This is a genomic window from Polynucleobacter sp. MWH-Berg-3C6 (assembly GCF_018881855.1).
Classification (GTDB): domain Bacteria; phylum Pseudomonadota; class Gammaproteobacteria; order Burkholderiales; family Burkholderiaceae; genus Polynucleobacter.
The window spans coordinates 866192-881238 of the sequence record NZ_JACVPN010000001.1 but is presented as its reverse complement, the minus strand read 5'-3'; the positions used below and the strand labels follow the sequence as shown (position 1 = coordinate 881238).

Below are 15047 nucleotides of genomic sequence, written 5' to 3'. Positions count from 1 at the left end.
GTTTATTAAATAAATAAGCCATTGGCCCTTGAAAAAGGGTGGTAGTAGAATCAAATACTTAGAAAGCAATTGGCTTTAAATCCTGGGTAGATCCAGAAAAGGAAACAATTTGAACAGCAATATGTTCCAAAAAATCGGTGTGTGGCTCATTGTGGGCTTGGTACTTTTCACTGTTTTTAAACAGTTTGATAAACCCAAGGACCAAACTCAAGTCACGTATTCCCAATTCATGGATGACGCAAAAGCGGGCAAAGTGAAGCGTGTGGATGTACAAGGTCGTACATTGCAAGTCACTCCCGCTGACGGCACTAAATACTCCATCATCTCTCCAGGTGATATTTGGATGGTTGGTGACTTAATGAAGTACGGCGTACAGGTAACAGGTAAAGCGGATGATGAACCCAATATGTTGGTCTCTGCCTTGTACTACCTGGGACCAACTTTATTGATCATTGGTTTTTGGTTTTTCATGATGCGCCAAATGCAAGGTGGCGGCAAAGGTGGGGCCTTCTCTTTCGGTAAATCAAAAGCACGCCTGATAGATGAAAATAGCAATACAGTTACCTTTGCTGATGTTGCTGGTTGCGATGAAGCTAAAGAAGAAGTCTACGAGTTGGTTGATTTCTTAAAAGATCCGCAGAAGTTTCAAAAGCTTGGCGGCCGCATTCCGCATGGCGTTTTACTTGTTGGCCCTCCTGGTACCGGTAAAACCCTGCTGGCACGTGCTATTGCGGGTGAGGCGAAGGTTCCATTCTTCTCAATCTCTGGCTCTGATTTCGTAGAAATGTTTGTTGGTGTTGGTGCATCTCGGGTACGCGACATGTTTGAAAACGCCAAGAAAAATTCACCATGCATTATCTTTATTGATGAGATTGATGCTGTTGGTCGTCATCGCGGTGCTGGTATGGGCGGCGGAAATGATGAGCGTGAGCAGACCTTGAATCAAATGCTCGTTGAGATGGATGGCTTTGAAAGCAACAGCGGTGTGATCGTCGTTGCTGCTACCAACCGCTCCGATGTATTGGATAAAGCTTTGTTACGTCCAGGCCGTTTTGACCGTCAGGTTCATGTAGGTTTACCTGACATTCGTGGTCGTGAGCAGATCTTGCAAGTGCATATGCGCAAAGTTCCAATTGATCCGGATGTGAATGCTGCTGTATTGGCGCGCGGCACTCCAGGATTTTCTGGTGCTGATTTAGCGAACTTGGTTAATGAAGCCGCTTTGTTTGCTGCACGTCGTAATAAGCGTTCAGTGGATATGAGGGATTTCGAAGATGCTAAGGACAAGATCTACATGGGTCCTGAGCGTAAGTCAGCTGTGATGCGCGAAGAAGAGCGTCGTAATACTGCCTATCATGAGTCTGGCCATGCGGTTGTAGCCAAGATTCTGCCTAAGGCTGATCCTGTACACAAAGTCACTATCATGCCGCGTGGCATGGCCTTAGGTGTGACTTGGCAGTTGCCTGAATTTGATCGTGTCAATCTTTATAAAGATCGCATGATGGAAGAGTTGGCGATTTTGTTTGGCGGTCGTGCTGCTGAAGAAGTGTTCTTGAATTCTATGAGCACTGGTGCTTCCAATGACTTTGAACGTGCCACCAAAATGGCGCGTGACATGGTGACGCGCTATGGTATGAGCGACAGCTTAGGTACGATGGTTTATGTGGATACCGAATCAGAAAGTATCTTTGGGCGCAACAGCACTAAGACTGTTTCTGAGTTGACGCAGCAAAAAGTAGACTTTGAGATTCGCACGCTGATCGATAGTCAATACAACTTAGCGAGATCTATTCTTGAGAATAATCGCGATAAGGTTGAAGCCATGGTTGCCGCTTTGCTCGAATGGGAGACCATCGATGCAGAGCAGATCAATGACATTATGGAAGGTCGCCCACCGAGAGCGCCGCTTCCTCCTCCTGCAACTCAGTTTGGTAACTCTGCTGGTGGGGCACCGGGACCAGCTGCTGGTAGCGCCCCAGCGACAGCTTAAAACTTAGTCGTCTGAATGGACAAGCAAGGCATACAAGAGATGCCCACAACTTGGCGTTGTGGGCGTTTTCTTTTTGACTTCACCAAACGCAGGCGTCCCGTAGTGATGGGCATTCTCAATGCCACACCAGATTCATTTTCTGATGGCGGTCAATTTAGATCTCCGAAAGATGCCATCGCTCAAGCAGAGTTGATGATTGCCAATGGTGTTGATCTGATCGATATCGGTGGAGAGTCAACTAGGCCTGGAGCAGAGCCAGTATCACTGCAGGAGGAGCTTGATCGCGTCTTGCCAGTGATTGAAGCACTCAAAGACTGTGGTGTACCGTTATCGATTGATACCTATAAAGCAGAGACTATGCGGCAATCACTCAATGCAGGTGTTGATTGTGTCAATGACATCTGGGCACTGAGACAGGATGGTGCTGTGGATGCTGCACTAGACAGTCAAGATTGCGGAATTGTATTGATGCATATGCAGCGCGATCCATTAACCATGCAATTTAATCCTGAGTATCTAGATGTAGTTGCAGATGTCATGTTGTTTCTTAAAGAACGTACAGAGCTACTCAGATCAAAAGGGATCGCTCAAAATCGAATTGCTATTGATCCTGGTTTTGGATTTGGCAAGAGCCTTGAACATAATCTCAGCATGCTGTCGCACTTCAAGGATTTCTCGACTTTGGGTTATCCGGTCCTGGCAGGCATATCTCGTAAATCAATGATCGGTAAGCTTACCGGCAAAGATACCAATGAGCGAGTAGCTCCCAGTATTGCAGCAGCCATCATGGCAGCTGATCGTGGAGCCAAAATTGTCAGGGTCCACGATATTCCTGAGACTGTAGATGCTTTAAAGCTATGGGAAGCAATAGAAGCTTAGGGCCTGAGCTCTAAGCCGCTCAGTTTTATAATGACCCTATGAAAAAACAATACTTTGGAACTGATGGCATTCGCGGTGAAGTAGGGCAATTTCCGATTGTTCCTGAGTTTATGACCCGCCTGGGATATGCCGCAGGTAAGGTGCTATCAAAGGATGCCAAACCTGGGCAACGTTGCAAGGTATTGATTGGCAAAGATACACGCATCTCAGGCTACTTATTGGAGTCAGCACTACAGGCAGGTTTTGCAGCGGCAGGTGTCGATGTCATGTTGTGTGGTCCAATGCCAACGCCTGGAGTAGCTTATCTTACTAAAGCCTTGCGTTTATCAGCAGGCGTAGTAATCTCCGCATCTCATAATCCCTATCAAGATAACGGCATTAAGTTTTTCTCTGCCAATGGCGACAAACTCGATGATGACTTTGAGTTGGCAATTGAAGCTGAGTTAGCAAAGCCTATGGGTTGTGTGAGCGCGCAAGATTTGGGTAAAGCATTTCGCTTAGATGATGCAGCAGGGCGTTATATTGAATTTTGCAAATCGACATTCCCAGGTTCTCTAAATCTAAAGGGATTAAAGCTGGTAGTTGATTGCGCCAATGGTGCCGCATATCACACAGCGCCTAATGTGTTTCATGAGCTTGGTGCAGAGGTGGTCTCGATTGGTGTTACTCCAGATGGTAGAAACATTAATGATGGCTGTGGCGCAACTGCACCTGACGCACTCATTGCTAAAGTCAAGGCAGAAAAAGCAGATTTAGGTATTGCCTTAGATGGTGATGCAGACCGCCTGCAAATGGTAGATGCCACAGGCAGACTATTTAATGGCGATGAGCTTTTATATGTGCTCGCTAAAGATCGATTGGACCGTGGACAAAAGATTGGCGGTGCAGTTGGTACGCTCATGACTAACTTGGCAGTTGAGAGCGCGATTAAGGATTTAGGGATTGGATTTGAGCGTGCCAATGTAGGCGATAGATACGTTCTTGAGCTCCTAAAACAAAAGGGCTGGATTATTGGCGGAGAAGGTTCAGGCCATTTACTGTGCTTAGATCAGCATTCCACAGGTGATGGCACGATTGCGGCCCTCCAAGTGCTAGCAGCCATGAGTCAAAATAAAAAGAGTCTGGCGCAGTTATTGGAGAAGGTAAGCATCTTTCCCCAGGTGCTCTTGAATGTGAAATTCAAGCCTGGTTACGATTGGAAGTCAGATGAAAAACTCAAACAGCAGATCTCCAAAGTAGAGGCTGATCTGAAAGATATTGGCAGGGTGCTGATCAGGGCATCTGGTACAGAGCCCCTTCTCAGGGTGATGGTTGAGACTAAAGACGCCAATGTCGCTATGAATGCTGCAAAAAGCATTGCCGATTTAGTGCCAACCTCTTAAGTCACCAATGAAAAGGGTAAAGCTGGTGTTAGCCTTATTAATATCTGCAATCAATCTTTCGTAGCGAACATAATCATTCGGAATTTTGTAGGGCATATCGCCAAGAGCGATGAACTTGAATGACTACGCTAACACTACGGCGGAGGATATAGCTATAAATGCAAATATAAGTAGCCTGAAAAGTCACATTGTTATTTGTATAGTTTTGGATTCTGATTGAGCTCTATAACTTCAATTTCTCCAAAAATATAAGATTCTGCACTAACTTCTTTCCATCCTAGATCATGAAAGACGTCAGCATAGTTCTTGGAATATTTCTTGGAGCTTTCGTAAAAGATATCCGTTAATTCATTCTGCTCATCTTCATCTACGGTATCAGAAAAGTAAATTACCTTTTCTCCGCCATAGGTTTCACCAACTGTTCCACCGGGTATGTCTTGTATACAAATTCCGATGTCAGGATTATAGTTATGAAGAAATGTAGGCTTAGTGTGGGTTATAACTGAGCCTAGCTTCCATACCATACCGCACTTAATTTCCTTTTTTCCACATTGAAAAATATGTCGCTCTGTAATTGAGCCTATTTCTAAAGGAATGATCTGATAATCCATAGCTAACCCCCATAGTGTTAAGTCTATTTGTACTCCAAGAGTATTGTGACCTCAAATCATGACAAGTTAATGTAATGCCCAACATTAGAATCGCCAGGTGAATCCAATTTCTGCTCTTGAGGAGCCGGCACTAGCTGCCCCAATAGTTGCGCTGTAATTTAAAGCTGTTCGCATATAAGAGGTTGCTATATCAACACTTTGAGTTAATGAATAAATTACTCCCACTAATGAGTAAAAACTTAAATATTGTTCATCATTTGCAGGGTTAGTTGTGGCCCCTACATCAAGAGCCAGCCGCATACCCGATGCTATCGAAAAAACTGGGGCAATAGATAAAAGGAAAATATCAGTGCGGCTACTATCTGCAGTGCGTCCAATACTGTAGTTTGTGTTGTATGGCGAGCATAAATAGGATGCATTTGCATGAATTTCGATCTCATCCCAGTACTTGGAGCCTATGAAGTTGAAGCCATAATTGAATGCCGCCAAACCAAGACCAGCTACTTGTTGCTGTTGCTTCGCAGGCAGAATGACAATTGGCTTAATTGCAAGTGCATATCTGTTAGCTAGATCCTCCTGAAATCGCCACTTAGTTGCGAATACATAGTTTGCAAACCTTGAAAAATTTCCATTTGGCTGGGTGTAATAGGTGGTTGAGAACGATGCCTCGACCGTGTCACTTAAACCTCGTGTATAGGTAAAAGGGAATGCCCTTGCATCTGTTGAGCCGGAGTATTCTTCTCCAGGAGTAATGATATCGCTTGATTGCGATCCTCCAGATCTATTTATTAGGAAATAGTACTGCTCAATCTGATTTCCACAAGCAACTACCGTTCCTGCATCGTCAGTATTCAATGGCTCAAATGCCGCCGCAGAAGTGGCTAACATAAATAGACCCAGAAAAATATATTTCATGAAGATATTAATGAGCCAAAGTAATGACATTGTTTTCTAGCGAAGTATTGTGACAAAACTATGTCAGACCTATATTTGTGACTACATTTAATGGCTTACAATTCGCGCATGTTAGCTTATTCAGATGTCAATCCGTTACCAATTGCAGGCGTTGTATTTGCTTGGGCAATACCGTCATCTGGCAAGGGCTATGAACTACCATTATTTGAAATTTCCGAAGCACTAGAAAATCCTGATTTATCAATTTGGTTGCATTTAAATTTATCCAACTCTCAAATTCAGCGATGGCTTAAAAGCACGCCGCTCATTCCCGAACGCGTGGTAGAGATGATTCAGGAAGGTGTAAATCTGAGTCGCTTAGAACGTATTGAAAAGCTAGACGACTGCCTCTTAATGGTAATGAATGATTTCCAGCAGGAGTTTGGAGAGGCGGTGAATGATTCCAGTCTGGGCACCCTATGGGCAATTATTACACCAAGGCTCATGATTTCTTTACGTAACAATCCTCTCAGAACTACAGATAAGCTTAGATATGACTTGAGAAATGGTCAGATTAATCCCGTCTCTGCTATTGAGCTATTTCATGAGCTCTTAGATTTGCGCGCTGAGCAACTTCGTACTTTGCTCACCCATCTCGCGGGAGATATGGATGATCTGGAGGAAAATCTACTGAAGGGCAAAGAGTTTCCAGAGCATGAAAATCTAGGTAGGATACGCATTCAATGTAGTCGCCTCCGTAGGCAATTTTCACCAGAGTTAATAGCCCTACATCGTCTTCTGAAGCGATTACCTTATTGGTTTAGTAATGAAGACAAGGACAGCTTGAACGATGACTTGGACTTGCTCACCTATTTAGTTCAAGAAATTTCTAGTCTTTATGATCGGGCGAAGGTGCTTCAGGACGAGCAGGCTGCTCACGTAGCTGAATTCAATGCTAAAAATTTGCAAGTTCTTTCCGTAATGACGGTGATTTTCTTGCCTATGACCCTTATTTCTGGAATCATGGGTATGAATATGGAAGACCTTCCAGGCTTAAAGGGCTCTTTTTACGAGGTCATGGTTCTGATGTCAATTGCTGGCTCTGCAGTTTTTGCCGCATTAAAACTTAAAAGAATCATTTAAAGGGCAATTCCCCGAATATTAAGGGGCTAAATTACAAAAAAGAATCTATTAAATCAATTATAAGATATTGATTTATATACAAATTTTTATTAACTATTAATTTGTCATTAAATCGTCATAGTGAAAACGTATTGTCCATAGATCGCAATGTTGCGTTATTTCTATTTAGGACTAATCACATGAAATCTTTCTTGAAAAAAGCACTAGTTTTTAGCGCTATTTCATTGGCTCCAGTTGCATTTGCTGCTGATATGACAGGTGCAGGCGCAACATTCCCTTACCCAATTTATGCCAAATGGGCAGAAGCCTACAAAGCAAAAACTGGCTCTAATTTGAATTATCAATCTATTGGTTCTTCAGGCGGTATCAAGCAAATTAAAGCAAAAACGGTTGATTTCGGTGCTACTGATAATCCAGTGAAATTTGAAGATCTTGAAAAGGATGGCATGGTTCAATTTCCGGCCATTATCGGCGGCGTGGTTCCGGTAATTAACGTTGATGGCGTTAAACCAGGCGAAATTAAGTTAGACGGTCCAACCTTAGCGGATATTTTCCAGGGCATCATCTCTGACTGGGGTGATAAGCGTATTGCAATCATGAATCCTGGAGTGAAGATTCCTTCTGGTCCAATTACTGTTGTTCACCGCGCAGATGGATCTGGCACTACTGCTATTTTTACCGACTATCTAGCCAAGACGAGCTCATTATGGAAAGATGCTGTTGGTGCTGGTGCGGCTGTGAAATGGCCAGCTAGCTCTTCTGTTGGTGGTAAAGGTAATGAAGGTGTTGCAGCTAACGTATCTCGCGTGAAAAACTCAGTGGGTTATGTTGAGTATGCCTATGCGAAGAAAAATAAAATGACCTACATTACTTTGAAAAACAAAGATGGTAATTTTGTTGCTCCTGATGACCTGACCTTTGCAGCCGCTGCAGCTGGTACGGATTGGCAAAAGATTCCTGGAATGGGTACCTTTATTACTAACGCATCTGGCGCTAAATCTTGGCCTATTACCGGTGCATCTTTCATCTTGCTGTATAAAAATCCTGATAACAAGGCAAATGCTGCGGAAGTAATTAAGTTTTTTGATTTTGCCTTTAAAGAAGGTAAAAAAATGGCAGAAGAGTTAGATTACGTTGCAATGCCTGATTCAACTACCGACTTTATTCGTAAGAACGTATTCTCACAGGTTGTAACGAAATAAGGTTTGACGATTTTATTTTGAATCACCTTTTAGAAACAGCTCCACAGCATTGTGGAGCTGTTTCAATATTTAAATAAGTTAAATCAATAATGGATATTCTTCAGTCTCATTCGGCGCCAACCCCTCAGGCTCTGAGCATCGCCAAGATACAGCGTGTGCAAGATTTTCTATTTCATGCAACTACACAATTTTTTGCGTTATCTGTACTGATTGCTTTGGTGGGCATCATTATTTCATTGGTAATTAATGCTTGGCCAGCACTTGATAAGTTTGGAATTGGCTTCTTCTTCACAAAAGAGTGGGACATTATTAATGGTGAATTTGGTGGCTTAATTGCTATTTACGGGACTATCGTTACCTCTTTAATAGCTTTGCTAATTGCAGTACCTTTAAGTTTTGGTATTGCAGTATTTTTGACTGAGCTATGCCCAGCTCCACTCAAAAGGCCCTTAGGTACCGCAGTTGAATTACTTGCCGCTGTGCCATCGATTATTTACGGCATGTTTGGTCTGTTCATATCCGCACCACTATTTGGTGAATATATTCAACCAGCATTAGCTGCAACTCTTGGTCAGATTCCTGGTTTAGGCATTCTTTTTTCTGGCGCATTTAACGGGATCGGTATTCTCTGCGCAGGTTTGATCCTTGCGATGATGATTCTGCCGTTCATCGCCTCAGTAATGCGCGATGTATTTGAAATCGTTCCACCTGTTCTCAAAGAGTCTGCTTATGGTATTGGATGTACGACTTGGGAGGTTGTTAAGAACGTGGTACTTCCTTATACCAAGGCTGGTGTGATTGGTGGCATCATGCTCGGATTAGGTAGGGCGCTTGGCGAAACGATGGCAGTCACTTTCGTTATTGGCAATGCCCATCGCTTATCTCCATCTCTATTCGCTCCTGGTAATTCAATTGCATCGACCCTAGCAAACGAGTTTGGTGAAGCTGAGATTGGGGCGCATTACTCTTCCTTATTTGCGCTGGGTCTAGCGCTATTTGTCATCACATTCATTGTTTTAGCTGTTGCTAAGTGGATGTTGATGAATATGGAGAAAAAGCAAGGACTCAAAACATGAACGGCCTCTCAAATATTAATCCTGCAATTTTTGCCAAGCGTAAGCGTGCAAACAAAATTGGCTTAGTCCTCTCTATGATGGCCATGGTCCTGGGTATGGTTTTTTTGCTCTGGATTTTGAGCGTTTTATTTATCAAAGGTTTTTCATCAATTAATTTAGATGTCTTTACGCACAGTACACCTGCACCGGGATCAGAGGGCGGTGGTTTGGCTAATGCGATTGTTGGCAGTCTCATGATTGTGGCTAGCTGTACCTTAATCAGCACTCCCGTTGGCGTGTTGGCTGGTTTATATCTATCAGAGTATGGCGATAGAAGTAAGGTTGCTTCAACTACTCGTTTCGTTACTGACATCATGTTGTCTGCCCCCTCAATTGTGATTGGTCTATTCGTGTATGCATTGGTAGTGGCACAAGTTCGTCACTTCTCTGGTTGGGCTGGTACGATTGCATTGGCTCTTATCGCAATTCCGGTTGTTGTGAGAACAACAGAAAATATGCTGCGCTTAGTTCCAGGAAGTTTGCGCGAAGCTGCCTATGCTTTAGGTACTCCGAAGTGGAAGGTAGCCTTTATGATTACCTTACGAGCCGCACAAAGTGGAGTCATAACCGGTATTTTGTTGGCTCTTGCGCGCGTTAGCGGTGAAACGGCACCATTACTATTTACAGCACTAAATAACCAATTCTTCTCAACCAATATGAATGCTCCAATGGCGAACTTGCCAGTGGTCATTTTTCAGTTTGCAATGAGTCCTTACGATAACTGGGTTGATTTAGCTTGGGCTGCAGCTTTATTGATCACATTTGCAGTGCTCGGCTTAAATATTTTGGCACGAGTGGTATTCCGTGAGAAGGTCCAAGGATGATGAGTAATATGAAATCAATGTTTGACTTAAATAAGATTGATAGTCAAGGGGGTAAAGTGGAATCAACAAATCAACAATCAGAGCAGGCTGTTATCAATGCGCTTGAAGTTCGAAATCTCAATTTCTTTTATGGTTCATTTCAGGGCCTCAAAGACATCAATCTTGATATTGAGCAGGGTAAGGTAACTGCATTTATTGGACCCTCTGGTTGCGGTAAATCTACGCTATTACGTACCTTGAATCGCATGTATGACCTCTATCCTGGTCAACGTGCCGAGGGTGAAATCAACTTCTACGGCCAAAATATCCTGGAGCCAGGACAAGACTTGAACTTACTGCGTTCACGTATTGGTATGGTTTTCCAAAAGCCAACCCCATTTCCAATGTCCATCTATGAAAACATTGCCTTTGGTGTGCGTTTATATGAAAAGCTCTCACGCTCTGAAATGGATGAGCGGGTTGAGTGGGCTCTCAATAAGGCGGCCTTGTGGAATGAAGCTAAAGACAAATTGAACCAAAGTGGTTTATCACTATCAGGCGGACAACAGCAACGCCTTTGTATCGCTCGTGGTGTTGCAGTGAAACCATCTGTGATTTTGCTAGATGAACCTACATCAGCATTGGACCCGATTTCTACCGGCAAAATTGAAGAATTGATAAATGAGCTCAAGCATGAGTATACGATTGCGATTGTTACCCACAATATGCAGCAGGCTGCCCGCGTATCTGATTACACTGCCTATATGTATCTTGGAAGCATGGTTGAGTATGGTAAAACAGATGAAATATTTATCAAGCCTAAGCGCAAAGAAACAGAAGACTATATTACCGGTCGCTTCGGTTAATTGGAGACACTAAATGCCAGATAAACACTTATCATCACAATTTGATGCGGACTTAAATTCACTTTCTAGTCGTTTATTAGAGATGGGTGGCTTAGTAGAAGCACAGATTTCTACTGCTATGCGTGCTTTTACGCAAATGGATGTTGATACCTGCAATGTTGTGATTGAGAATGAAAAACTCGTAAATGATCTTGAGATTCAAATTGACTTGGCTTGTACTGAGCTGATTGCAAGACGTCAGCCAACCGCTCGCGACTTACGATTAGTAATGGCTGTATCAAAGGCGATTACTAATTTGGAGCGCGCTGGTGATGAAGCGGAGCGCGTTGCCAAACGTACTAAACGTCTCATTGAGACCGGTACTCCCCACAATATTAACGTGGCTGAGATTCGTCTTTCTGGTCAAATGGCAATTAACTTATTACGTCGTAGTTTAGATGCGTTCGCTCGCCTTGATACCGTTGCGGCCGCAGAAGTTGTAGCTGAGGACCGTCAGATCGATGAAGAGTTTAGAGGCTTTGTGCGCAAACTTATTTCTTATATGTCTGAAGATCCACATACTATTAGCACCGGTTTAGATATGCTCACCATTGCTAAGGCAATTGAGCGCATTGGTGATCATGCAAAAAACATTGCCGAGTTTGTGATTTATATCGCAAAGGGGGCTGATGTGCGCCATATACCGCATGAAGATTTAGTGCGCGAAGCCAATAGAGAATAAATACACTACCTACTATGACTCACCGCATACTAATAGTTGAAGATGAGCCATCGATTGCAGAGTTGATTGCAATTAATCTAAGCCATGCCGGTTATGAAGTAGAGAAAGCAATGCAAACTGATCTTGCCATCGCAATGATGAAAGATCGCTTGCCAAGCATGGTAATCCTCGACTGGATGCTGCCAGGCAAGTCAGGCGTTCAATTTGCGAAAGAGTTACGGGCAAATGAGCGTACTAGAGGCCTACCTATCTTGATGCTAACTGCTAAAAGCGAGGAATCCGATAAGGTTATGGGCTTAGATTCTGGGGCGGACGACTATGTCACCAAGCCTTTTTCACCCAAGGAATTAATTGCTCGAGTCAAAGCATTGTTACGTCGACAGACCCCGATTGATGACACTGGTCCGCTTACTGTTGGACCTTTAAAGCTCGATCCTGGCTCCCATCGAGTCTTGGCTGTTTGGCCTAATTGTGAGCCTAAGCCAGTTTCTTTAGGTCCCACAGAGTATCGCCTGCTGCAATTCTTTATGGCTAATCCAGAGCGCGTTCACTCTCGCACTAACTTACTTGATAAGGTATGGGGTAATGAGGTGTATATCGAAGAGCGAACGGTAGACGTCCATATTAAGCGCTTAAGGGCTGCATTAACCCCTGTCGATTGCGATCGGTTTATTGAGACGGTCAGGGGCAGTGGCTATCGCATCACCAAAACGCCGACTGAGACCTAGGCTTATGTAGTCGGGCTTTTTGGGCCAATTTTTGGGGCTTTTTAGAGATCGTCTAAGATTGCACCATGATTTCTGCTTTATCTCGCTTCATTTTTCTAGTCTGCCTTGCGCTCATAGGTGGATTCATTGTTCTCTACAACTGGGGTGCTGAGTTAGCCATCCTCACTGGAGTGGCCTTTTTATCTGTTCCCCTTGTCTATTCCTATATCAATTTAGCAAGGTTGGGCAAATACGTTCAATCTGACTCGGTTGAGAATATGCCGCTCCCAAGCGGACTATGGGAGGAGATATTTTTTAGACTACAACGTTTAGTTAAAACTCTGAAGCAAAGAATGCGTAATATTGAGCAGCAGCATGATCACTTTATTGAGGCTTTCCAAGCATCACCAAACGGGATTTTGATGCTTGATCAAGATGATCAGATTGAATGGTGTAACAGTATTGCTGAACAATTCTTTGGATTGGTTTTTAAACGTGACGTAATGCAGCGAATCAATTTTTTAATTCGACGTCCAGAATTTATTCAATATCTCAATAAGCGCAACTTTGATGAGCCATTGTTATTAGAGCGGATGGGTCCAGATAGCAGTCTGAGCTTGATGTTACAAGCTTTTCAGTTTGGTAATCAGCGTCACTTATTGCTGGTACAAAATGTAACCGATTTGCAAAAAGCCGATGCCATGCGCCGCGATTTCGTTGCCAATGTATCTCATGAAATGAGAACGCCAATTACGGTGTTGATGGGATTTTTAGAAACTGTGCAATCTTTAGATCTTGAAAAAAGCCAACGTGATCAGTATTTCGAGATGATGACGTCCCAAGCGCAAAGGATGAAGAGCCTAGTAGAGGACTTATTAACTTTAGCGAATTTAGAAGCCAATTCAGCCCCTGCAGCAACAAATAAGGTCAATATTGAAACCTCAATGGCTTTGCTTAAAAATGATGCGGAAGCCCTATCTCATGGAAACCATGTCTTTACTTTTGAAGTTCTGAATCAAGAAAATCTATTGGGGGATGAGCGAGAAATACTTTCTGCATTTAGCAACTTAGTGTCGAATGCAATCCGCTATACACCTGACGCTGGCCAAATTCATGTGAAATGGGATATCAACGCTAAGGGGCAAGGGGAGTTTTCTGTAACTGATACTGGTCCTGGTATCGCCTCAGAACATCTCTCAAGACTCACAGAACGTTTTTATCGAGTCGATAGAAGTCGTTCTCGTGATACCGGTGGAACTGGTCTTGGTCTTGCAATCGTGAAGCACATTGCTAGTCGACATCAAGCCCAATTAGCAATTGAAAGTACGCCGGGAAAAGGGAGTACTTTTAAGCTGTGCTTTCCTAAAGAGCGCTTGGCCCTCTAGGGTTTAATCCTTTTTCTTCTTTTTCTTCTTTTTAGACTCTTTAGGGAGTTTTTCTGTTTTGCCGCCAGCGTATAGGCACCAAACCTTGATTTCCTCAAGCAACTCTACAAGATCATCATGGGGGAGGCTTTTTAGGTCAACAAGGCATATAGCACCACTTTCTTGTAACTGCTTTACTGCATCTTCGTATCGATATTCACTCATGGCTCTAGTTTGTTGTTTCAAAGAATGCCAATCCTATCAAAGAAATATGACAAAACACGTTTTTTAGCGTTTTAAGGCCTATTTAGTCTGGATCCCCCGAAATTTCAGAGCTCCTCTTAACCCCATTTAGCCTAGCAAAGAGCCTCTCCAAGGGGCCTCCTAAGGCCAGTGTAATGAGGATAGCTCCCAGAGCCAATCCCCCTAAAACAAACTGTCCTGCACCAAAGGCAGCTCCAATCAGGGCGCAGGCCCAAAGACTGGCTGCAGTAGTGAGGCCATGGACCCGTCTGGAGCGTTGCTCATGAATAATCACCCCAGCACCCAAAAAACCAAGGCCAGTAATCAGCCCTTGCAAAACGCGGCTGACTGCCTGAGCATCATCCTGTACAAAGTCGCTAATCAGCATAATCGCTGTTGCAGACCCAATTGCAACCAAAGAGTGTGTGCGTATACCGGCTGACTTGTGGTGTAACCAGCGATTTAGGCCAAGAATAGTCCCAACGAGCAAGGCTAAAGCTAGTCTTAGGGCCATAGTGCCGTAGAGATCCAAATCATGCATGCTAATTTCCTATGGTGAAGTCATAATGAATTCAGTGTATTCCAGCTACATCAATTGGTAACAAAAGCGCCATTTCACTGTAACCTCAATCAACAACAATAAGAAAAGAAATACAAGTGGTGCTTCTGCATAACAGAAGTATCTTGATTTATCTTTCACCGCAAGGATGTGTTATGAAAAATATAATCTTAAAATTATGGCAGGCATGGAACGATGCCAAAATTAATTACAAGAACCGTTATACACGACATCAACTTGGTAGTTAGTCGTCAAGGTGTTATGAATCTTTTTTATATTGAATTGTCAGATGAAATCTGGCCAAGATAAGGCTAAATTATCATCCCTTTAAAACCCAGCTTATGCTGGTTTTTTCTTTTTCTCAACCCTTAATAAAACTGAAATATAGCTAACCTACTATGGTGAAATTAATCATATTCTGAAAATTAAAACTTTATGAATGCCAATCTAACCAAATACCTGTCTGATGTATTTCGTAATGAAGTTCAGAAAAATGCCATACCAGAATCACAAAATAATAATCAAAAAGTAATTCCTCATTTAGTTGATCTAAATTCTAGTAAATTCG

At 43.1% G+C, this 15047-nt stretch carries 15 protein-coding genes; 11 read left to right on the top strand and 4 right to left on the bottom strand.

Annotated elements, in window-relative coordinates:
* The first annotated feature begins 109 nt into the window (after positions 1 to 109).
* From ftsH to glmM, 3 genes are read left to right on the top strand one after another with little or no spacing between them, the layout of a single operon-like run.
* On the top strand, positions 110 to 1990 hold the full coding sequence (ftsH, locus tag ICN13_RS04580; protein WP_216139161.1) for an ATP-dependent zinc metalloprotease FtsH: 1881 nt from the start codon (positions 110 to 112) through the stop codon (positions 1988 to 1990).
* A 39-nt stretch (positions 1991 to 2029) separates the two neighbouring features.
* The gene (gene folP / locus ICN13_RS04575; protein WP_216139160.1) at positions 2030 to 2869 is read left to right on the top strand and encodes a dihydropteroate synthase; all 840 of its coding nucleotides are present in this window, start codon (positions 2030 to 2032) and stop codon (positions 2867 to 2869) included.
* A gap of 38 nt (positions 2870 to 2907) precedes the next feature.
* The gene (gene glmM / locus ICN13_RS04570) at positions 2908 to 4251 is read left to right on the top strand and encodes a phosphoglucosamine mutase (RefSeq protein ID WP_216139159.1); all 1344 of its coding nucleotides are present in this window, start codon (positions 2908 to 2910) and stop codon (positions 4249 to 4251) included.
* 191 nt (positions 4252 to 4442) lie between these two features.
* Here the strand turns inward: glmM and ICN13_RS04565 are convergent, their stop codons facing one another.
* Together ICN13_RS04565 and ICN13_RS04560 are read right to left on the bottom strand one after the other, a co-directional pair.
* Entirely contained in the window at positions 4443 to 4862 is a 420-nt protein-coding gene (locus tag ICN13_RS04565) for a hypothetical protein (RefSeq protein ID WP_216139158.1), read from the bottom strand.
* 84 nt (positions 4863 to 4946) lie between these two features.
* Positions 4947 to 5807, bottom strand: a complete 861-nt coding sequence (locus ICN13_RS04560; RefSeq protein WP_216139157.1) for a hypothetical protein — start codon at positions 5805 to 5807, stop codon at positions 4947 to 4949.
* A 78-nt stretch (positions 5808 to 5885) separates the two neighbouring features.
* Between ICN13_RS04560 and ICN13_RS04555 the strand changes: the two genes are divergently transcribed.
* From ICN13_RS04555 to phoR, 8 genes are all read left to right on the top strand, one after another.
* Positions 5886 to 6899, top strand: a complete 1014-nt coding sequence (locus tag ICN13_RS04555; protein ID WP_216139156.1) for a CorA family divalent cation transporter — start codon at positions 5886 to 5888, stop codon at positions 6897 to 6899.
* A 179-nt stretch (positions 6900 to 7078) separates the two neighbouring features.
* Positions 7079 to 8101 carry a phosphate ABC transporter substrate-binding protein PstS gene (gene pstS, locus ICN13_RS04550; protein WP_216139155.1) on the top strand — a complete coding sequence of 341 codons (1023 nt, stop codon included), beginning with the start codon at positions 7079 to 7081 and terminating at the stop codon, positions 8099 to 8101.
* 89 nt (positions 8102 to 8190) lie between these two features.
* A complete protein-coding gene (gene pstC / locus ICN13_RS04545) occupies positions 8191 to 9177 on the top strand; it encodes a phosphate ABC transporter permease subunit PstC (RefSeq protein WP_216139154.1) in 987 nt (328 codons plus the stop codon).
* Complete coding sequence (pstA, locus tag ICN13_RS04540) at positions 9174 to 10040, top strand: phosphate ABC transporter permease PstA (protein ID WP_216139153.1); 867 nt, start codon at positions 9174 to 9176, stop codon at positions 10038 to 10040. Before pstC ends, pstA begins: the two co-directional genes overlap by 4 nt.
* An 8-nt stretch (positions 10041 to 10048) precedes the next feature.
* Positions 10049 to 10885, top strand: coding sequence for a phosphate ABC transporter ATP-binding protein PstB (gene pstB, locus ICN13_RS04535; RefSeq protein ID WP_216863990.1), 837 nt, complete (start codon positions 10049 to 10051; stop codon positions 10883 to 10885).
* A 13-nt stretch (positions 10886 to 10898) separates the two neighbouring features.
* Positions 10899 to 11606, top strand: a complete 708-nt coding sequence (gene phoU, locus ICN13_RS04530; protein ID WP_216139152.1) for a phosphate signaling complex protein PhoU — start codon at positions 10899 to 10901, stop codon at positions 11604 to 11606.
* Positions 11607 to 11620: 14 nt separating this feature from the next.
* A complete protein-coding gene (phoB, locus tag ICN13_RS04525) occupies positions 11621 to 12334 on the top strand; it encodes a phosphate regulon transcriptional regulator PhoB (RefSeq protein WP_216139151.1) in 714 nt (237 codons plus the stop codon).
* A 65-nt stretch (positions 12335 to 12399) separates the two neighbouring features.
* Complete coding sequence (gene phoR / locus ICN13_RS04520) at positions 12400 to 13698, top strand: phosphate regulon sensor histidine kinase PhoR (protein WP_216139150.1); 1299 nt, start codon at positions 12400 to 12402, stop codon at positions 13696 to 13698.
* A gap of 3 nt (positions 13699 to 13701) precedes the next feature.
* Here phoR and ICN13_RS04515 read toward each other — a convergent pair whose 3' ends face one another.
* Entirely contained in the window at positions 13702 to 13923 is a 222-nt protein-coding gene (locus ICN13_RS04515; protein WP_216139149.1) for a hypothetical protein, read from the bottom strand.
* A gap of 61 nt (positions 13924 to 13984) precedes the next feature.
* Positions 13985 to 14461, bottom strand: coding sequence for an MgtC/SapB family protein (locus ICN13_RS04510; protein WP_216139148.1), 477 nt, complete (start codon positions 14459 to 14461; stop codon positions 13985 to 13987).
* Positions 14462 to 15047: the final 586 nt, after the last annotated feature.